We start from the raw sequence: 19193 nt of genomic DNA on the forward strand, positions 1-19193 counted from the left end.
GGGTTTAAATCGTCGTCAGACAGATCGGTCCCTATCTCCAGTTTGTATTGAATAGAGCGGAGTCCTGACTTTAGTACGAGAGGTATTGACTTGGATACATCTATGGTAATTCGACTATTTTAATACCGGTATAGTCAAGTAGCTACATCTAAATTGGAGTGTGATTATTATTACCCGCCCCCCGGGGACCGTGCCGCGTGATTTACAGCGTACGCGCGACTTCGGTGACCTCGAAGACTTCGAACTGATCGCCTTCGACGATGTCGTTGAAGTTCTTGACCGACATACCGCACTCGAAGCCCTGACGGACTTCCTTCACGTCGTCCTTGAAGCGCTTGAGCGAATCCAGCTCGCCCGTGAAGATGACGACGTTGTTGCGCAGCACACGCACCGACGACGAGCGCTTCACGAAACCGTCCGTGACCATACAGCCGGCCACCGTGCCGACCTTCGGCACCTTGAATACCTGGCGAACTTCGACCGTACCGGTCACGACTTCGCGCTTCTCCGGAGCCAGCATGCCCGACATCGCGGCCTTCACTTCATCCACTGCGTCGTAGATGATGTTGTAGTAGCGAATGTCCACGCCGTTCGACTCGGCCAGCTTGCGAGCCTGCGCATCCGCCCGCGTGTTGAAGCCGATGATGACCGCCTTCGAAGCCGTTGCCAGGTTGACGTCGGACTCGCTGATGCCGCCCACGGCGCCGTGCACGATCTGTACGCGCACTTCGTCGGTGGAGAGCTTGAGCAGCGACTGCACCAGCGCTTCCTGCGAGCCTTGCACGTCGGCCTTGACGATGAGCGGCATGTACTGCACTTCGCCTTCGCCCATTTGCTCGAGCATGTTCTCGAGCTTCGCGGCCTGCTGCTTCGCCAGCTTGACGTCGCGGAACTTGCCTTGACGGAACAACGCGACTTCACGCGCCTTGCGCTCGTCCGGCATGACGATGACTTCCTCGCCAGCCTGCGGCACTTCCGACAGACCCTGGATTTCGACCGGGATCGACGGACCCGCCGACTTGGTCGGCTTGCCCGTTTCGTCCAGCATGGCTCGCACGCGGCCATAGGCGCTGCCTGCCAGCACGACGTCGCCACGGTTCAACGTACCCGACTGGACCAGGATGGTCGCAACCGGACCCTTACCCTTATCGAGCTTCGCTTCGATGACGAGACCCTTGGCCGGCGCTTCGACCGGTGCCTTCAGTTCCAGCACTTCGGCTTGCAGCAGCACGTTTTCCAGCAGATCGTCGATACCCGAGCCGGTCTTGGCCGACACCGACACGAACGGCGAATCGCCACCGTATTCTTCCGGCACGACGCCTTCGGCGACCAGTTCCTGCTTGACGCGGTCCGGATTCGCATCCGGCTTGTCGATCTTGTTGATCGCGACGACGAGCGGCACGCCGCCTGCCTTCGCGTGGGCGATCGCTTCCTTCGTTTGCGGCATCACGCCGTCGTCGGCTGCGACCACCAGAATCACGATGTCCGTTGCCTTCGCACCGCGGGCACGCATGGCCGTGAAGGCCTCGTGACCCGGCGTGTCGAGGAACGTGATGACGCCACGCGGCGTTTCGACGTGATAAGCGCCGATGTGCTGCGTAATGCCGCCCGCTTCGCCCGCTGCAACCTTCGCGCGGCGGATGTAGTCGAGCAGCGAGGTCTTGCCGTGGTCGACGTGACCCATGACGGTGACGACCGGCGGACGCGGCAGTGCTTCCGCATCCGACACTTCGCCTTCCACCAGCATGGCTTCCGGATCGTCCAGCTTGGCCGCCACCGCGTGATGGCCCAGTTCCTCGACGATGATCATCGCCGTTTCCTGGTCCAGCATCTGGTTGATCGTGACCATCTGGCCGAGCTTCATCATCGACTTGATGACTTCCGACGCCTTCACCGCCATCTTGTGCGCCAGATCGGCGACCGTGATGGTTTCCGGCACGTGCACTTCACGCACGATCGGTTCGGTCGGCGCCTGGAACGTGGTGTTCTGGTCCTGATGCTTGCCGCGACCCTTCGGGCCGCCGCGCCAGCCGCGGTCGACGCCGCCGCTCGTGTCGCCGCGCGTCTTGATGCCGCGGCGCTTGGCTGCGTCGTCCTGCCAGCCGCCCTTGCCGCCCGGCTTCTTCTTGTCGCCTGCCGACGGCGTGGTCGTCGCAGCCGGAGCCGCGGTAGCGGGCTTGCGGGCCGCGGGACGCGCGGCCGCTTCGCCAGCCGGACGCGCCGGCTTGTGCAGCGTGCCCTTCGCTTCGGCCGCCTTGGCCGGCTCGGCGGGCTTCGGTGCCGGTTCCGGCGCCTTCACCTGCGCCTTGCGCGGCGTGTTCATCATTTCGCGGATCGCACGCGCTTCGGCTTCCGCCGCGGCACGGCGCTTGGCGATCTGTTCCTGCTCGGCACGCGCCTTTTCAGCAGCCTGACGCGCTGCGTCTTCCGCCTTCTTCGCCGCTTCGCGTTGTGCCGCGCGTTCTGCTGCGGCACGCTCGTCGTCCTGCTCGGTGTCTTTCGCGACGGCCGGTTCGGCCGCGCTTGCAGCCGCCGCCTCGACCTTCGCCGTTTGCGTGGCCTGCTGCACTTTCTCGCGAGCCGTTACCTCGGCCGCAGCCGCTGCGCGCTTCTTCGCCGCTTCTTCTTCCGCGCGACGACGCTCCGCTTCAGCAGCCTGCTCGCGCGCCTGGCGCTCGGCCTCTTCGCGTTCGAGCTGCTCCTGACGCGCCTTCAGTTCCTGAGCCTGCTTCTCGAGCAGTTCGGCTTCGTGACGCGCTTCTTCTTCGCGGCGCTGAAGTTCGAGATCGTCGACTTCCGGTGCCTCGGCCACATGATTCGATGCCTCTCCGCCTTCAGCGGAGGTTTCGTCGCGGCGGACGAAAGTGCGCTTCTTGCGCACCTCGACCTGAATGGTGCGAGCCTTGCCCGTCGCATCGGACTGCTTGATCTCCGACGTATGCCGTTTCGTCAGCGTGATCTTGCGCTTGTCTGCATCAGTCGAGCCGTGTGACTTGCGCAAGTGGTCGAGCAGACGCGCCTTGTCCGTTTCGGACAAGGAGTCGGCTTCGCTCGCTTTGGTGACGCCCGCCGCCTGCAGCTGCTCGAGCAGCACGCCTGCAGGCATTTTCAGTTCCGCGGCAAATTGGGCTACGTTGTTACTCGCCATTCATTCCTCTTAATGCAAGGACCGATTCCTTGCGGTTAGCATCGGGTCATGCGGCCTGACGGCCGCGTTCAATTTAGTGCGCCATGGTCATTTCTCACTGGAACCAGTGTTCACGTGCTTTCATGATCAACGCCTTAGCGGCATCCTCTTCCATTCCGGTCATCTCGACCAGTTCGTCCACAGCCAGCTCGGCGAGTTCGTCGCGCGTCTGGATCTGATGTTCGGCCAGCTTTGCGAGCAGGTCGGCGTCCATGCCGTCCAGGCTCTTCAGGTCGAGCGCTACATTTTCGACCTTTTCTTCATTCGCGATCGCCATTGTCAACAACGCGTCACGCGAGCGGTTACGCAGTTCGTGGACGGTGTCTTCGTCGAATGCTTCGATTTCGAGCATTTCGTTGAGCGGCACGTAGGCGATCTCTTCGAGGCTCGTAAAGCCTTCGTCGATCAGGATGTCAGCGACTTCCTCGTCGACATCGAGACGCGCCATGAACAGGTCGCGCAGAACACCGCGTTCCTGATTCTGCTTTTGCGCAGATTCGTCCGGCGTCATGATGTTGATCTGCCAGCCGGTGAGTTCGCTGGCAAGACGCACGTTCTGGCCGCTGCGGCCGATCGCGACCGCCAGTTCGTTTTCGTCCACGACGACGTCCATCGAATGCTTCTCTTCGTCGACGACGATCGATTGGACGGCTGCCGGCGCGAGCGCGCCGATCACAAACTGGGCGGGATCCTCCGACCATAGCACGATGTCGACGTTTTCGCCACCGAGCTCGTTACGCACCGCCTGCACACGCGAACCGCGAATGCCGACGCAAGTGCCGATCGGATCGATGCGCTTGTCGTAAGCGACCACGCCGATCTTGGCGCGCACGCCGGGATCGCGCGCCGCCGCCTTGATTTCCAGCAGGCCCTGTTCGATTTCGGGCACTTCCATTTCGAATAGCTTCATCAGGAATTCGGGCGCCGTACGCGACAGTTCGATCTGCGGACCGCGCGCGGTGCGATCGACCTTCGCGATATAGGCGCGCACGCGGTCGCCCACGCGCAGGTTTTCCTTCGGAATCAGCTGGTCGCGGCGCAAGAGCGCTTCGACACGGCCGGTTTCGACGATGAAGTTGCCCTTGTCCAGGCGCTTCACCGAGCCGGTCATGATGTGCTCGCCGCGCTCGAGGAAGTCGTTCAGGATCTGCTCGCGCTCGGCGTCGCGCACCTTCTGCAGGATCACCTGCTTGGCGGCCTGCGCGCCGATCCGGCCGAATTCGATGGACGGCACCGGTTCTTCGATGTAGTCGTCGATCTGGATTTCAGGCTTCTGCTCGCGTGCTTCGAACAGCAGGATTTCCTGATCCGGCTCTTGCAGGCCGGCTTCGTCCGGCACCACTTTCCAGCGGCGAAACGTTTCGTGCTCGCCGCTTTCACGGTCGATATGGACGCGGATGTCCGCGTCTTCTTCGAAGAGTTTCTTGGAGGCCGAAGCGAGAGCCGCTTCGAGCGCGGCAAATACCACGTCTTTGTCGACGTTCTTCTCGCGTGCCAGCGCATCCACCAGCATCAACACTTCGCGACTCATTGTTTGCGGCTCCTAAAGTCAACTTTCGGAACGAGGCGTGCTTTGTCCATGTCCGCGAGCGTGAAATCGAGCATCGCGGCGCCTTCCTTCCCTTCAAATTCCAGACCGATGGTCTCGCCTTGCGGGGCATGCAAAATACCCCGGTACGATTTCCGTCCGTCCAATGGCTTTTTCAATGTGATTACCGCTTCGCTGCCTGCAAAGCGTTCAAAATCCGCCAGTTTTTTCAGCGGACGGTCGAGCCCCGGCGACGATACTTCGAGCCGCTCATAATCGATATTTTCGACCGTCAGTACGTGCTGGAGCTGACGCGTGACTTTCTCGCAGTCTTCGATCGCGATGCCGGCAGGCTGGTCGATATAAATACACAGCATGCCGCGCCCGGTGCGCTCGAGATCGACGAGCTCGTAGCCGAGTCCCACGACCGTGGTTTCAATCAGTTCCGTCAGTTGCACAGTGCCCTCTTAGATGTTCGCGCAGCGAGCCTGCCGCTTGTTCTGCAAACAACCAATGCGGGCCGCGCGCCTGGCCGGCGCACGTTCGTGCTACCCGAGATGACGAACCACGATGAACTGAGCGGCAAAAAAAAATGGGCTAAACGCCCATCATCTTATTACCGGTGGTCGCACCTGAGCCGCACATGAAAAGCCGCACGCCCAGCGACTCCGCGATTGTAGCCATTTTTCAGGACAAACGCAAACCGCAGAGCGCCGCGCCAAGCGGATTCCCGCTTGATTTCATGGCGATCTTTCGACGATATGGCGGCGCTTGCGGGACTTTGCAAGGCAGCGCCGCGCGATGTGGCCCGAGTTCGGCCTGCGCGGCGTTTCATACGCCTCGCGGTCAGCGACCGCGACGCCCGTCGATTGAATGATTAAGACGGCACTTTGCGGCCGGCTCGATGAAGCCGGGCCGCAATGATCGTCACACTCGCGATCAGCGCCCGCGCGGACGGCCGCGCGGTGCGCCGCCGCTACGGTTTGCACCGCCGGCGTTGGGGTTGCCGCCACCCGAGCGGTTGGCGTTGCCGCGGTTGCCCGCGGGCGCACGATTGCCGCCGCCCGCATTCGGACCGTTGCCGCCAGCGCGCTTGCCGCCGCCCGAAGGAGCCCGATTGCCGCTGCCCGAAGGCGCGCGGTTGCCGTCGACGTCGCGGCCGCCGCGCGGACCGCCTGCACCACCGCCTGCGCCGCCCGCGCCTCCGCTAAATCCACCAGCGCCGCCCGCGCCGCGACCCGTGCCGCGATTGCCGTAGCCGCCGCCGAACCCCGTGCCCGCACCCGCGCCGCCGCCGAAGCCGCCGCCTGCCGCACCGCGCCGGCCCTGGCCGCGCGGCTGCTGCTCGAAGCGGCTATGCGACATCAGCACCGGTTCGCGGTTGATGAAGCCCATCGACGTCTGCATCGGATCGGGTTGCTTGCGCTCAGGCGCCGCATTGCGGCCGCCGCGCTCTTCGCTCGGCGCCTTCAGGCCAACCGACGCCATCAGCGCGCGCACCTGATTGTCTTCAAGCTCTTCCCAACGACCGCGCTTCAAGCCCTTGGGCAACGATATCGGGCCGTGACGCGTGCGGATCAGACGGCTCACCATCAGACCAGCCGCTTCGAACATACGACGCACTTCGCGGTTACGCCCTTCGGCGAGCGCGACGTGATACCAATGATTGGTGCCTTCGCCGCCGCCGTCGCGAATGCGCAGGAAGTTCGCCGGGCCGTCGTCGAGTTCGACGCCGTTCAGCAGCTTTTGACGCATGCCTTCGGCCAGTTCGCCGACCACGCGGACCGCGTATTCACGCTCGACGCTGTAACGCGGATGCATGAACCGGTTCGCCAGATCGCCCGAGGTGGTCAGCATCAGCAGACCTTCGGTATTGAAGTCGAGACGGCCAACCGCGAGCCACTTGGCGGTTTTCATCGGCGGCAGTTTGTCGAACACCGACGGACGGCCTTCCGGATCGGCATGGCTGACGATCTCGCCGGTCGGTTTGTGATACAGCAGCACGCGCGGCGGCTTGTTGGCGAGCTTGCGCTTGACCGGCTTGCCGTTGATGCGGACCTGGTCGGTCGGCATGATGCGCTGGCCGATGTGAGCCGGCTCGCCGTTCACCGACACGCGGCCGGCGACGATCAGTTCTTCCATGTCGCGGCGCGAACCCATGCCGGCCTCGGCCAGCACCTTGTGGAGCTTCGGCGCGTCGTCGTCGGCGGACAGCACGCGCTTCGGCGCAGCCGGCTTGCCACGGCGCAGCATCGGCGCGCGCACGCCGCCCGTCGTGCTGTTGTCGGCATCGAAGGCCGGCGACGTGACGTAGGAGAACAGATCATCCTGATTCCCTTCGGCCGCTGCGCCCGCTGCTGCGGGAGCTTCGCCGCCGCGGCGATTCTGCCGCTGGCCGCCTGCGCGCGGCTGACGCTCGCGCTGGCCTTCGCGGGGGGCGCCTTCACGGGGGGCGCCTTCACGCGGCGCGCCGTCGCGTTGACCCTCGCGCTGCCCTTCGCGTTTAGCGCCGCCTGCATTGCGTCGCGGCCCTTGACCCTTGGCGCCCGCGTCCTTGCGCGGCGGACGCGCTTGCGCCACCGCTTCGCCTTCCGGCGCAGCCTCGCCGGCGGCCGGCGCGGCCTGCCCCGGCGCGCCTTCGACGGCCTTCGTCTTCGCGCCGGCACGGCGCCGGGCGATCAGGCTGCGCGGCCCGCGACGCAGGCCGCGGCGCGGACGGTCCTCGCCGTCTGCTTCCGTGGTCTGCGCCGGGCGCTCATGCTCGCCTGCCGACGCTTGCGTGGTGCGCGTTTCGTCAGCGCGCGCCGACGGCACGGCGCGCTCGGATTCGGACGAATCGGTGTCGTGGGTATGTGTCAAAACAACCTCAAAATGTCAGGTCGCGCGCGCCCCTTGCAGGCGCGGCAAAAAATGTTCGGTTACGTCAGGCGCTGCGCGACTCGGTTTCGTCGTCGGTCAGAATGCCTGCGTCCTGTGCGGCGTCGCGACGATCTTCCTGATCGCCGTGCGCCGCCCTGGTCGGGTTCGATCCGGCCGCATGCTCCGCGTCGCGGAGAACGTCCGAACCATTTGCGGCTGCTGCCGGATCGGCCTTGGCGGCCGGATCGCAATTCTCTTCTGATTCCGCGGCAGCGGGCAGCGGTGCAACGTTTGCCGCTTCGGCGCCGGCCTCGCGGGCGTGTTCCGCACGGTCCGCGTTGTCCGCGTGTTCCGCGTCGTTCATCACGTCCGCCTGCTCCGCGGGTTTTGCTTCTTCTGGTGCTACGTCGGGTTGCGCTTCGAAAGCCTCATTCGCGGCGACTTCAAAAGTGTCGACGCCATCAGCCGCGATGCCCGTTTGCGTGCCATCGGCGTGCTGCGCCGGATCACCCTGAGCCTCTTCGCCAGCGATTTCCGTTCCTGCCGCGAGCTGCGCGCCGCTTGTTGCTTCCGCGTGGGCCATGTCCGGCTGTTCGGACGCGCTCGCTTCGCCTTCTTCGTTCGATGCCGGCGTCTCGCCGACCTCGGCGTCCGCATCGGAAAACTCGATTGCATGCTGTCCGAGCAAGTCCGCGTTCAGTTGCGCCGACGGGTCCGCGAGCGGCGGCAATTCGTCGAGCGCGCGCAAGCCCAGGTCGTCGAGAAACTGCCGCGTGGTCGCGTAGAGCGCCGGGCGGCCCGGCACGTCGCGATGGCCGATCACTTCGATCCAGCCGCGATCCTCGAGTTGCTTGACGACCTGCGTGTTCACCGTCACGCCGCGAATCTCTTCAATATCGCCACGCGTAACCGGTTGCCTGTATGCAATGATCGCGAGCGTTTCGAGCACCGCGCGCGAATATTTCGGCGGCTTTTCCGGATGCAGACGATCCAGATACGAACGCATCGCGGGCTTGCTTTGAAACCGCCACCCCGACGCCAGCCCGACCAACTCCACACCGCGCCCCGACCAATCCTGTTTCAGGTCTTCGAGCAGAGTCCTAACGGTGTCTGCCGACACGCCGTCGGCAAAGAGCTTGCGCAAATCGCCGAGCTTTAACGGCTCCTGCGCGCAGATCAAGGCTGTCTCGAGGACGATCTTCGCCTCTTGGGTATTCATGCAGCTAGGTCAGACCCTGTGGTCAAAGAACCGGATCAAACAGACGATGTGGAACTGAAGACGCGCTCGCCCGATTCTGATCGGTCATATTGATGGGAGCACGCACCGGGGGGAGGCGAAACAGACTATCGAGCCAAACCCAGCCGGACGGAGCAGCGATATTCCGGACGGGAATCGCGTGACTGAGCGCCATATTACGCAAAAACATCCGGTGCGTAAAGCCAACCGCCGCCAGGCGCCGGAGAACATGCCCGGCGCATTGGTGCATATGCGCGAATGCGGGTGCATCCGTGAGAGGCGCTCATTGAACGCGAAGCTCTCGCATGTCTTTCCCGCATCAACTACAGCGCGGCATGCCGGGCGAGAAAGCGCTTCAGGCGCTCGACGCCTGCATCCAGCCGCGCGACGTCGCACGCGTAGCACCAGCGCAGAAAGCCCTCGCCCTCGGGACCGAACGCGCTGCCGGGCGCGATTCCCAGGCCGACTTCGCGCACCAGCGCCTTGCATAGCTCGACGCTGCGCGAGGCGCCCGTCATCGAGAAAAAGAGATACATCGCGCCGTGGGGCGCCTTAACGTCGACGCCGGGCACGGCAGACAACGCCCGCACCAGATGGTCGCGCGATGCCTTCAGGTCGCGCACCAGGTCCTGCGTGAAGCGCTCGCCCTGCTGCACGGCGGCGATCCCGGCCTGCTGGACGAACGACGGCGCGCACGAGGTGTTGTACTCGACGAGTTTGCCGAGATCGTCCATCAGACGCGTCGGCGCGACGATCCAGCCGAGGCGCCAGCCTGTCATCAGCCACGCCTTCGAGAACGAGTTCACGCAGATCACCCGCTCGTCGCGCGAGGCCAGATCGAGAAACGACGGCGCCGTACGGGCGGGAGCGGCGCCTTCGCTTTCGATGGAAGCGTCCGGGTAATAAAGGCGCTCGTAGACTTCGTCCGCGACGATCCAGATGCCGTGCCGCCGGCAATGCGCAAGCACCGCGCGCTGCTGCTCGCGGCTCATCACCCAGCCGGTCGGATTGTTCGGCGAATTGATGAGCAGCATTTTCGTGTCGGGCGTGAGCGCCGCGAACAGGCGCGCCAGATCGAGCTGCCAACCCTGCTCGCCGTAATCGAGCGAGACGGTTTCCACATGAGCGCCGAGAATTTTCGGAATCTCGACGAGATTCGGCCACAGCGGCGTAACGGCAACCACGCGGTCGCCCGCTCCCACGACCAGTTGCGCCGCCAGCATGAGCGCATTGACGCCCGCGCTCGTCACCGCAATGTGGTCCGGCAAGGTGGCGCCGTGCAGTTCGCCGACGTAATCGGCGAGCGCCGCGCGCAACGGCGCGATGCCCAGGTTATGCGTGTAGAAAGTCGCGCCCGCCTGCAGCGCGGCGCTGGCGGCATCGCGGATAAAGGCCGGCGTCACGCGGTCGGACTCGCCGAACCAGAACGGCAGCACGTCGGCGACGCCGAAGCCGGCGTTCGCCACTTCGCGAATCTGCGACGGACGCAGCGCGCGCACCGCCTCGCGTGCGTTGGGCATGGATGACACGGAGAGGTCCGGTTCGCTCATCGAGGCTTCCAAGGTTAGAAGAAATGCAGAGGTCGGGCTGGCGCGCCACGAGGCGATGTATGTCGTCGGGAAGCGCAGCCGGGAGTTTATCCCAGCGTTCGGTTGCGTTCGGTTGCGAAACGTCGTGCCGCGCGGGGGTTATGAGCGGCGAGGTGTTGGGGCAAGGCATTGAGAACCTACTGCGGCCTTGTTGCGGGAACACCCGAAAGACCTGCCACGACGAATGCGACCCGCCGTGCGCCGGGCCACACCCTTCAGCCTCGGGCGACCGCACCGGCCGCACCGACCGCGCCCGCAATCGGGGAGCTCAAAAGCATCCAGGCCCCCCTCCTCAAACCAGATCTTCCGCCCGCGACGGCAGTTCGCGGATCAACTCCCACACCGCCTCAGCCGCCGGCGACAGCGAGCGGTCGCGCCGCCGCACCAGTTCGACCGTGCGCTCTGCCCGAGGCACGAGCGGACGCGCGGCAAGCGCAGCGCCCGCTGGCAACGGCAACGCGAGCCACGGCAGCACGCTCACGCCGATGCCGGCCTCGACAAGACCGAACACTGTCGCCGAATGCCCGAGTTCCTGCACCACCGTGGCGTTCACGCCGTGCTCGTGCATCACCGCGTCAATGAGGGGACGGCTCCCCGACGCGTAGTCGAGCATCACGAGCCGCTCGCCTTCGAGATCCGCCCACGCGACCTCCTTCTGGCGGGCAAGCGGGTGATCGTCGCGCGAGACGAGGCAGAAGGAGTCCGTCATCAGCGATTCGCTCAGCAGATCGTCGGCGGCGAACGGCCCAATGATCACGCCGAAATCCACCTCGCCCGACTTCACCTTGCGCACCACGTCGCTCTGCACGTCGTCGCGCAAGCCGAGCGCAATGTGAGGAAAGCGCTCGCCGCACGACGCGAGCACGCCCGGCATCAACCGGCAGGCGATGGTCGGACTCGCGGCCACCACCACCCGTCCGCGCCGCTGCTCGCCGATTTCGCGGATCTCGCGCAGCGCGTCGTCCAGATCGCCTAGGAGCCGCGACACGCTCGAGACGAGATTCCCGCCGACGTCCGTGAGTTGTACCTCGCGCGTCGTGCGGTCGATCAGTTTGAGGCCGATTTCGCCCTCCAGCTCGCGCACGCAACGGCTCACCGCCGATTGCGTCAGCCCGACCTCGTCGCCCGCGCGGCTGAAGCTCTGCAGGCGCGCGACCTCGATGAAAACCCTTAGCTGGCGCAGCGTGACGTTCATTTCTTCGGCTCATCAATGGCATGTTTTGATGCGCATTGTACGCGCCGGCGCGCGGTGGCACGGGCTTTCGACGCACTCGCTGCAATGCAGCATTGAGGCGCAAACGCACGCCCTGCGGGCCTCGTTGCACAAGATTGGTGATTGTCCCGATTTGCGAGATGGGTTTTTTGGATTCTCATACGGCCCTAGCTAGCGCCCGCGCTGGCCCGCTGTTACGGGGCTTCGAGGCGGTTGGAGTCAACTTGGCATACATCCTGCATTGACATGCTCACAGGATCGGCGCCACGACTTCTGACCGCATGGCAGACCGTGGCAAACCCGACCCCCTTGGCACTCGCCTATCGAGTGCATGGAGAGTGCGCGGCGCGGGGCAGCGCACCGGAGTTAGCTTCGCTGAGGTGAAACATGATGCTGTTCGACGATTTGAGAGACAACGAGTGGGCGCTGGTCGAGGCGTTGTTCTGTGCGGAGCCTGCACGGAGCGAGCGTCGCGGTCGACCGCGTGTCGAAGCGCGCGCGGTCGTCAACGCGGTGCTGTGGGTGCTGTCGACAGGCGAAGGCTGGTCCAAACTGCCGGGCCGCTATCCGTCGCCGCCGACTTGCCGCCGCCGTTTCGACGAGTGGCAAGCCGACGGCACGCTCGCCGAAATTGTGAAGCGACTCGGCACGAGCGGCCGCGAGATTTCGCTGCGCGGACGCATCGGCGCAACCGCAGCCAAGCCGCCCGCACCGCCGAGCCGCGACCGTCTGCGTGGCGCATTCTGGACCAATCCGGAATCGTGGCGCGCGCCGGTGAAGATGGCTTAAGCAACCTCGTTTTTCTCCGGGCGCCTGCGGGCGCCCGAAGCTTATCTTGACCCGCCCGGCGCACGCCCGGCGGCTTGTTCCCGACGGCCTCGTTTCCACGGAACTGGGCGGCCGCCACGGTTCACGTGGGCCGCTCGGCCCGCGTCTCCAGACGGTCGCCGGGGAGGCGGCAGTGCATCGGCAAGCCACCGCGCCGCTGGGCGCGCTCCTCCTCGCGTGTGCCGCCGCATTACGTGTCTCGAATCGAACACTCCCCGCAACCACTGAGTTGCGGGTGAAACATCCATTTACTATTACTTACAGCGTGCTTTCGTCCATCCGCATACCTTATACGTATGCAAACAGGCCTGGTAACCAGGGGGCTTGGACGGGAGCTCAGCATGAAACCAATGTCACTGCTTCTGTGCGGCATTGTGCTTTCATCAATGGCCGCATCGGCGCTTGCCCAACAGCGCCCGCAAGGCTGGAACTGGCGGCCCGACCGCACGGCTTCCGTCGAGGCCTGGCAGCGCAGCGCCGAGCGTGGCCGCAACTTCACGCCACCGGCGCCGCGGGGCGACTTGCGCGGCGATATTGCGAGCAATGTGCGCACGCGGCCCGAAGCGCCGCATGGCGACGCGCCGCGACGCCGCTAACATGCGCGGCTTCGGTAGCTGCGCAGTGCGAACCGCAACTCGCGCGAAGGTCGGCGTGAGTCGCCGAAAGACAAGCGAATCTCGGGGAACCACGGCTATCCGTATCGGTCTGACTTAACGCCATTAGCACAGCGTGGCAGTAGTAATTCCGGTACGCCCGTATCCTTGCGATACGGGCTTTTTTTTGCCGGCGAGAAAGGGAAGAAACGAGAAGGACAACGACGGGCCGAACGCGCACACGCGTCACGTGTTTCGCGCTTGTGCGTCGCTCGACCAGCGGGATTGGCTAAATGCGGCGCAGCTAGGTGCGCGCTTCGAGCGGTGCGGCGGCGTGCGTCTCGGCGGCAGCCAGGACGTAGTCGTTCATGCGCTGCACGGTCCAGGTCAGGCGGGTTTCGTCGTGTGAGAGCCGCGCAAATTCGGCGCGGCCGCGATCCGTGAGGACGGCGATGTCGACAGGAGCATGAAAGCCAGGCGCCGGCGCGACGGTACGTTGCCGAACGGTGTCCATCAGGCCGAGCGCGCGAAGATATTGGAAAACGCCCGGGCGCCTGGCCCACGGCACTTGACGATATTGCGCTCGCCGCAGCGCTTCGAGTACTGCTTCGTTGGAATACGTGGTCATCTCACTTCTTTCTTAAAGTGCAGCCATGACACATTTATGCCAACACGTCGCCGCGCCACCAGCGACGCGCCTGGCACCCGCCCATGGCTGGAAGCTGGCCGTAAGCACTACGGCCGAATTCCGCCAGGTGCTGCCTGGTCTAATGTTTCAGGACCCCCGTCAGAACGGCATGTTAGCGTTCTACCTACGAACCGACGATGCAACCGCTGCGGCGCGATAGCAGGCCCGAAGATTTAATCCCGAAAGACATACGTTACCCCATCTAAATTGATTCTATTCACTTTATTGGCGCTTTTTTTTGCAGCAATTGCTATATGGAAGCGCGCTCGACGGCCTCTCCTCTTTTGCACAATCGCCATTTTCTGGCTGCTTTCTGCCGGCTGGCTGACGGCTCCGCTCTTAAGCCTTGCGCAGCCGCAAGCGCAAACCAGCACGCCCGCCAGATTCGCGCCGCGCACCGCCATCGTCCTGCTCGGCGGCGGTACGGTGTACAACCGCGACAAGGTGCTCGTGCCGCCGCGCGAAGTGCTCGCGCGCATCGCGGTCAGCGCGAAAAACTACGCCGCATGCAAACGCAGCGCGACGGTCTGCAGCGTGATTGTCAGCGGCGGCAATCCGCAGCGGCATGCTGCAACCGAGGCCGACACCTATCTGCCCTACCTGCTGCGCGAACAGGTGCCGCGCTCGGACATCGTGCTTGAAAACCAGAGCCTCACGACATACGAGAACGCCCGCAACGTGTCGGCCATTGTGGGCCAGTCACGTTACGATTCCTTGATACTGGTCACGTCCGCGTATCACATGCCGCGCGCCATGCTCGACTTCAGACATTTCGGGCTCGAGCCGCAGCCGTTGATCTCGAGCGCGCGCCGCGCGCGCCTGGGCGTGCTGCCGCGCTACTCGAATCTGGCGAACGCTGAGATCGCGTTGCATGAACTGATCGGCATCGCGCAATATCACGTGTATAGCGCCATTGGCCTGTTCTGACATGTGTCTGACATGTGTCCGACATACGCGGCAGCGGCTTTGCTTAGCGATGCCAATCAATCTGACAGAGCGGCCTCGCTCGCGCGACAAGGACGCCGCATCTAAGCAACGCGCATCAAGAAGCCAGTAACAAGATGTAACCAATGGCGCGCGCGGTTACAAACCGTCCGCTGGAGCGGAGATTGCTGGCTAGAATGCACTGTCTCTCCGAATGGATAGACAAGTACTCGGGTCCACAACCACTCTGCGGAGGTAGCAATGAAGAAAGTGTCCCTCGCGATTCTGATTTCTCTCGGTGCCCTATCCGGCGCGGCCTATGCGCAACAAGGCGGCGTCACGATGAGTACCGATCCGGCGCGGGCCGCCGACGTCGAGCAGCGCGCGCAAGATTTGCAAAACCGCCAGCAAACGATGGAAACCGCGCCCGCCGCGCCGATGAAGCATCACAAGGGCTCGCAGCATCATCACAAGAAGGGCGCGAAGGCCGACGCCTCGGGCTCCTGAGCGCAGTGCGCGGCCTTTGGTGAGAGCGGGCAACGCGGGCCATTTTGCCGACCCGCAGCAACGCCCCGCGGCCTCGCCGGCGCAGTGGAAAAGCCGAAGCCGGCAGCGCCGGTTCCGGCTTTTTTATTGTCCAATGGCCCGGCCGGCGCACGATGCCCGGTATGCTAAAGTCGCGCACCGACCGGCGCCTGCCGGAACCCTAACCCGTGCGCACCCTGGTGCGGAGGACAGCATGAGCAACATCCAGCTAGATATCGAATGGACTGAAGCAGCATCCCGCAAAATCGAAAAACTGATGCCGCGCGGCGGTCAGGAAGCGTTCCTTGCGCTGCCGCCCGTCGAATGCCTGCCGATGGAAGGCGACGTGCTGTTTCTCGGCCCGGACGGCAAGCAGCAACCGTTCATCGTCGCCGAGCGTCAGTATCATCACGATGGCGAGGCCGACTGGACGATCATTCTGATCCTCGACGTGCCGCAAGCCACGCATTGATGTGCGCGTCTAGCGGTGCGCAGCGCGCGCCGCGCTAGCCCACACCGCTGATCGCACGAAAACCGCACGATCAGCGCGTCGAACCGCCAGGCGCTCCGCGGAGCGCCCGGAAGACTTACAGAATTTTCGACACCACGCGAATCTCCGCGTGTTCGACCCAATCGGCCACCGCCTGCTTGTAGGCCGTGATGTGCGCCGACTTTGCGTGTGCGGCGAGCGCTTCCTGACTTGTCCAGCGCTCGAAAAAGACGAACCGGCGCGGCTCCTGCATGTCGCGGTGCAAATCGTACTGAAGCGCGCCCTGCTCTTTGCGCGTCGGCCCGACGATTCCTTCGAGCGCTTCGCGCAAGCGCTCTTCGTAACCGGGTTTCGCTACCGAAATGGCGACCACCGCGATCTCCGACATCTTGACTCTCCGTTTTTGCGAAAGCAGCAGCATACCCGCCACCCGCCGATGTTGCAGGCGGCCGCGCACGGCCGCCGCGCCGTCCGGCGTAGAAGCCATCGAGCGCGCGAAGCTAACGTCTGAGCACCGTCGCCGCCTGGAGTTTGGCGGGCATTCACGGGCCGCCCTGATACCCTCGGCTCATGCAAGCTTGCAGATACCTCACGACGGCCCGCGGCCCGCCACAGCCGGCGCGCGGGGCGAAGCGATGCAAGCGCGCATCGCAGCGAACGCCGGCGAATCCACCGTGACCGCGCGCGCCGCGCCGTTTGCCCGCGGCAACGCAATGTCATGCGTTGCACGCGCGGTTCGCGCCTCTGTGACAGCCCGCACATTCATGCGAAATGCAAGCTGCTAGACTCAATTTGACCACTCCGCCGGAGTCCCGCATGGCTGGCACCGCTCTCCGCGTTCCAGGGTTCGATCCGGTCCGCCGTGCGGGTGCTCCGGTTGAGTATTCCGTTGCGCATCCGCCGCGCGCCGAACTCGCGCGCGTGCCCCGCCACCCGATTGCCGCGATGCCACCATGTCCGCTCTCATGCCCGCCGTTATGCCCGCCGTTATGCCGTCCGTCAGCGAACTGAGTCTGAGCGGCCTGCTTCCGCATCTGGTCCGCGACGAGTCCGGCTGGACGGCGACGTGGCGCGCGCTCACGCTGCACAGCGTGTTTCAGCCGGTGCTGTCGGTCACGCATCAATGCGTGGTCGGCTACGAGGCGCTGCTGCGTGCATTCGATCCGGTCGGTTTGCCGGTGTCGCCGGAAGTGCTGTTCTCGGGCACGCGCTCGGCGGCCGACGCGCGCGAGCTCGACCGCATCGCGCGTTGCCTGCACGTCGCGAATTTCATGGAGCAACGCGTCGCGAACGGCTGGCTCTTTCTGAACACGCGGCCGCAGGTGTTCGAAACCGGCTGGCCGCAGCGGACGTTCATCGACGAACTGTCCGCGCATTTCGGCTTGCCGCAGGAGCGCATCGTGATCGAGGTGCTCGAGCAGCCCGCCGACGACGAATCCGCCGTCGCCAGCATGCTCGCCGCTTCGCAGCCGCGCGACTTCCTGATTGCAATCGACGACTTCGGCACCGGTTTCTCGAACTTCGATCGCGTCTGGCGCTTCCGGCCGGACATCGTCAAGCTCGACCGGTCGCTCGTCGCGCGCGCGGGCAAGCGCGAGGGCGACGACTCGATGATCGGTCATCTGATCGCGATGCTGCATCAGTCCGGCACGCTGGTGCTTGCCGAGGGCGTCGAAACGGATGAGGAGCTGATGATCCTGATGCAGGCCGACGTCGACTTCGTGCAAGGCTTCTGGCTTGGCCAGCCGAACGGTTCGATCGAGGCCGCGGTCGCGAGCGTGCCGGCACAGATCGAGTCGATGTGGGGCAAGTTCGCGGACTACGAGCGCGCGCACGCGCGCCACAAGCAGCTCGGTTTCGAAGGTTTCGCGGAAGCCGTCACGGCCGCCGCCGACGCATACCGGAGCACCGGCGATCTGGATCAGGCGGCGCAGAAAGTGTGGCATCTGAGCGAGGCGCGCCGCGTGTTTATCACCGACGAGCACGGTCAGCAGACGCAGGCATCCGTCACGGCCACGTCGGTGCCGCTGCCCGAACTGCGGCTCGCGCCGCTCACGAGCAGCGCGCGCAGCAACTGGTCGCGGCGCGCCTATCTGAAGCACGCGCTCGCCGCCCGCGGACGCGTCGCGATGATGGGTCCGCACTACTCGCTCGCCGACGGCGACGACTGTTACACCGCCGCGCTCGCGTTCGAGCGTGACGGCAAGACGCACGTGCTGTGCGTCGACTTCGTGCCTGCTGGATCTGCTGGATCTGCCGGCCCTGTTGCAGGACCGCGCGCCGGCGGACGGGCTCGCTAATCGTCGATCCGGCCACGGCCGGCCTTGATCTCGCTGCGCCGCGTTTTGCTCTCGAGACGCCGCGTATTCGATGCGCGCGTCGGCCGCGTTGCGACGCGCGGCTTGCGCGTCACGCTGACGCTTTCCACCAGTTCGTCGAGCCGCGCGAGCGCCGCCGCGCGGTTCAGCTCCTGCGTCCGATGCTCCTGAGCCTTGATGACCACGACGCCGTCACGCGTGATGCGGCGATCGGGCAACGCAAGCAGGCGCATCTTCAGCACCTCGGGCAGCGACGACGCACGCACGTCGAAACGCAACTGAATGGCGCTCGATACCTTGTTGACGTTCTGACCGCCGGCGCCCTGCGCACGAACCGCGGTCAACTCGACTTCGTTCAATGGAATGGGATAGCGGGATGTCATGGCGCTCAAAGTGTACACAGCCGCGCGATGCGGCGTGCGTCGGGGGCGGGTGAAAACCGGCGTGCGAGTTGATCCGGCGCCGCGCAATCGTCGATACTGGGCGCTGTCTCTTTCCCTTTCTCCTTCGACGGATCTTTGCATGAAGCTTCGTTCCGGTTTCGTGGCCGAACTGGCCGTCAATTTCGTGTTGCCCTGGCTCGCCTATCGGCTGGCCCTGCCGCATCTTGGCGAAACGCGCGCGCTGCTCGCCTCCGCCGCGCCGCCCGTGATATGGAGTCTCGTCGAACTGGCGCGGTTTCGCCGCGTCGACGCACTCAGCGTGATGGTCGTTGCCGGCATCGTGCTCTCGGTCGGCGCGATGGCGCTCGGCGGCAGCCCTCGCATGTTGCTGTTGCGCGAGTCGCTCGTGTCCGGCGCTGTCGGCGTGGCCTTCCTGCTGTCGCTCGGCATGCGCCGGCCGCTGATTTTCTACCTTGCGCGCGCGACCGTCGCCCGCGAGATGGAAGGCGGTGCGCAACGCTTCGAAGCGCTATGGCGCGAGCGTCCCGCGGTGGTCAGCAGCATGCGGCTGATGACCGTTGTCTGGGGCATCGGGCTCACCGCCGAAATACTGCTGCGAGCATGGCTGGCAATGACCTGGCCGATCGAGCGGTTTCTCGCGATGTCGCCGTTCATCGGCTACGGCATCTACGGAGCGTTGGCTCTGTGGACGCTGCACTATCGCCGGACGATGCGCAGGCGCGCGGAGGAACCGGTCGAAGCGGCGCCAAGTGCCAGTTGAGGCGACGCGGCGGTTGTGCGAGGCGATTGCTGTGTGCGGCGCGAAGCACC

General features: G+C 64.7%; 16 protein-coding genes and 1 pseudogene. 7 read left to right on the plus strand and 10 right to left on the minus strand.

What is annotated here, in order from left to right; all coding sequences use genetic code 11:
• Positions 1-202: 202 nt before the first annotated feature.
• From infB to BGRAMDRAFT_RS31480, 7 genes are all read right to left on the minus strand, one after another.
• A complete protein-coding gene (infB, locus tag BGRAMDRAFT_RS31450; RefSeq protein ID WP_006052962.1) occupies positions 203-3148 on the minus strand; it encodes a translation initiation factor IF-2 in 2946 nt (981 codons plus the stop codon).
• Positions 3149-3242: 94 nt separating this feature from the next.
• Positions 3243-4718 (minus strand): transcription termination factor NusA, encoded by a 1476-nt coding sequence (gene nusA, locus BGRAMDRAFT_RS31455; protein WP_006052963.1) that lies wholly within the window; start codon positions 4716-4718, stop codon positions 3243-3245.
• Positions 4715-5173 (minus strand): ribosome maturation factor RimP, encoded by a 459-nt coding sequence (rimP, locus tag BGRAMDRAFT_RS31460; protein ID WP_006052964.1) that lies wholly within the window; start codon positions 5171-5173, stop codon positions 4715-4717. The genes nusA and rimP overlap by 4 nt, the downstream gene beginning before the upstream one ends.
• 481 nt (positions 5174-5654) lie before the next feature.
• Complete coding sequence (gene rluB / locus BGRAMDRAFT_RS31465; RefSeq protein WP_006052965.1) at positions 5655-7574, minus strand: 23S rRNA pseudouridine(2605) synthase RluB; 1920 nt, start codon at positions 7572-7574, stop codon at positions 5655-5657.
• A gap of 64 nt (positions 7575-7638) precedes the next feature.
• Entirely contained in the window at positions 7639-8793 is a 1155-nt protein-coding gene (gene scpB, locus BGRAMDRAFT_RS31470; protein ID WP_006052966.1) for an SMC-Scp complex subunit ScpB, read from the minus strand.
• 341 nt (positions 8794-9134) lie between these two features.
• Complete coding sequence (locus BGRAMDRAFT_RS31475) at positions 9135-10361, minus strand: pyridoxal phosphate-dependent aminotransferase (protein WP_006052967.1); 1227 nt, start codon at positions 10359-10361, stop codon at positions 9135-9137.
• 331 nt (positions 10362-10692) lie between these two features.
• Entirely contained in the window at positions 10693-11595 is a 903-nt protein-coding gene (locus BGRAMDRAFT_RS31480; protein ID WP_006052968.1) for a LysR family transcriptional regulator, read from the minus strand.
• Between the two features lie 408 nt (positions 11596-12003).
• Between BGRAMDRAFT_RS31480 and BGRAMDRAFT_RS31485 the strand changes: the two are divergent.
• Positions 12004-12399 (plus strand): annotated as a pseudogene (locus BGRAMDRAFT_RS31485) (transposase); the annotation flags it as partial.
• 383 nt (positions 12400-12782) lie between these two features.
• Entirely contained in the window at positions 12783-13037 is a 255-nt protein-coding gene (locus BGRAMDRAFT_RS31490; RefSeq protein WP_006052970.1) for a hypothetical protein, read from the plus strand.
• Positions 13038-13338: 301 nt separating this feature from the next.
• On the opposite strand, the gene BGRAMDRAFT_RS31495 is transcribed toward BGRAMDRAFT_RS31490, so the two are convergent.
• The gene (locus tag BGRAMDRAFT_RS31495; RefSeq protein ID WP_006052971.1) at positions 13339-13662 is read right to left on the minus strand and encodes a hypothetical protein; all 324 of its coding nucleotides are present in this window, start codon (positions 13660-13662) and stop codon (positions 13339-13341) included.
• A gap of 267 nt (positions 13663-13929) precedes the next feature.
• Here BGRAMDRAFT_RS31495 and BGRAMDRAFT_RS31500 point away from each other — a divergent pair, with 267 nt between their 5' ends.
• From BGRAMDRAFT_RS31500 to BGRAMDRAFT_RS31510, 3 genes are all read left to right on the plus strand, one after another.
• Positions 13930-14649, plus strand: coding sequence for a YdcF family protein (locus BGRAMDRAFT_RS31500; protein ID WP_006052972.1), 720 nt, complete (start codon positions 13930-13932; stop codon positions 14647-14649).
• Between the two features lie 258 nt (positions 14650-14907).
• Positions 14908-15153, plus strand: coding sequence for a hypothetical protein (locus BGRAMDRAFT_RS31505; RefSeq protein WP_006052973.1), 246 nt, complete (start codon positions 14908-14910; stop codon positions 15151-15153).
• A 232-nt stretch (positions 15154-15385) separates the two neighbouring features.
• Positions 15386-15643 carry a hypothetical protein gene (locus BGRAMDRAFT_RS31510; RefSeq protein WP_006052974.1) on the plus strand — a complete coding sequence of 86 codons (258 nt, stop codon included), beginning with the start codon at positions 15386-15388 and terminating at the stop codon, positions 15641-15643.
• Between the two features lie 115 nt (positions 15644-15758).
• On the opposite strand, the gene BGRAMDRAFT_RS31515 is transcribed toward BGRAMDRAFT_RS31510, so the two are convergent.
• Entirely contained in the window at positions 15759-16049 is a 291-nt protein-coding gene (locus tag BGRAMDRAFT_RS31515; protein WP_006052975.1) for a putative quinol monooxygenase, read from the minus strand.
• A gap of 601 nt (positions 16050-16650) precedes the next feature.
• On the opposite strand from BGRAMDRAFT_RS31515, the gene BGRAMDRAFT_RS31520 reads away from it, so the two are divergent.
• Positions 16651-17961 (plus strand): EAL domain-containing protein, encoded by a 1311-nt coding sequence (locus BGRAMDRAFT_RS31520; protein ID WP_006052976.1) that lies wholly within the window; start codon positions 16651-16653, stop codon positions 17959-17961.
• Here the strand turns inward: BGRAMDRAFT_RS31520 and arfB are convergent.
• Complete coding sequence (gene arfB, locus BGRAMDRAFT_RS31525; RefSeq protein WP_006052977.1) at positions 17958-18362, minus strand: alternative ribosome rescue aminoacyl-tRNA hydrolase ArfB; 405 nt, start codon at positions 18360-18362, stop codon at positions 17958-17960. The two genes, BGRAMDRAFT_RS31520 and arfB, sit on opposite strands and share 4 nt — an antisense overlap.
• 139 nt (positions 18363-18501) lie before the next feature.
• Between arfB and BGRAMDRAFT_RS31530 the strand changes: the two genes are divergently transcribed.
• Positions 18502-19143: a VC0807 family protein gene (locus BGRAMDRAFT_RS31530; RefSeq protein ID WP_006052978.1), complete on the plus strand. Its 642-nt coding sequence runs from the start codon at positions 18502-18504 to the stop codon at positions 19141-19143.
• Positions 19144-19193: the final 50 nt, after the last annotated feature.

The organism is Paraburkholderia graminis C4D1M (assembly GCF_000172415.1).
In the GTDB taxonomy this organism is placed as follows: Bacteria; Pseudomonadota; Gammaproteobacteria; order Burkholderiales; family Burkholderiaceae; genus Paraburkholderia; species Paraburkholderia graminis.

Excerpts from the sequence above, each read along its gene's own strand:
- BGRAMDRAFT_RS31495 (WP_006052971.1), bottom strand. The coding sequence starts at position 13,662 with ATGACCACGTATTCCAACGAAGCAGTACTCGAAGCGCTGCGGCGAGCG.
- BGRAMDRAFT_RS31480 (WP_006052968.1), bottom strand. The coding sequence starts at position 11,595 with ATGAACGTCACGCTGCGCCAGCTAAGGGTTTTCATCGAGGTCGCGCGC.
- BGRAMDRAFT_RS31520 (WP_006052976.1), top strand. The coding sequence starts at position 16,651 with ATGCCGTCCGTCAGCGAACTGAGTCTGAGCGGCCTGCTTCCGCATCTG.
- scpB (WP_006052966.1), bottom strand. The coding sequence starts at position 8,793 with ATGAATACCCAAGAGGCGAAGATCGTCCTCGAGACAGCCTTGATCTGC.
- arfB (WP_006052977.1), bottom strand. The coding sequence starts at position 18,362 with ATGACATCCCGCTATCCCATTCCATTGAACGAAGTCGAGTTGACCGCG.
- BGRAMDRAFT_RS31510 (WP_006052974.1), top strand. The coding sequence starts at position 15,386 with ATGAGCAACATCCAGCTAGATATCGAATGGACTGAAGCAGCATCCCGC.
- BGRAMDRAFT_RS31475 (WP_006052967.1), bottom strand. The coding sequence starts at position 10,361 with ATGAGCGAACCGGACCTCTCCGTGTCATCCATGCCCAACGCACGCGAG.
- BGRAMDRAFT_RS31515 (WP_006052975.1), bottom strand. The coding sequence starts at position 16,049 with ATGTCGGAGATCGCGGTGGTCGCCATTTCGGTAGCGAAACCCGGTTAC.
- nusA (WP_006052963.1), bottom strand. The coding sequence starts at position 4,718 with ATGAGTCGCGAAGTGTTGATGCTGGTGGATGCGCTGGCACGCGAGAAG.
- BGRAMDRAFT_RS31530 (WP_006052978.1), top strand. The coding sequence starts at position 18,502 with ATGAAGCTTCGTTCCGGTTTCGTGGCCGAACTGGCCGTCAATTTCGTG.
- infB (WP_006052962.1), bottom strand. The coding sequence starts at position 3,148 with ATGGCGAGTAACAACGTAGCCCAATTTGCCGCGGAACTGAAAATGCCT.
- BGRAMDRAFT_RS31490 (WP_006052970.1), top strand. The coding sequence starts at position 12,783 with ATGAAACCAATGTCACTGCTTCTGTGCGGCATTGTGCTTTCATCAATG.
- BGRAMDRAFT_RS31505 (WP_006052973.1), top strand. The coding sequence starts at position 14,908 with ATGAAGAAAGTGTCCCTCGCGATTCTGATTTCTCTCGGTGCCCTATCC.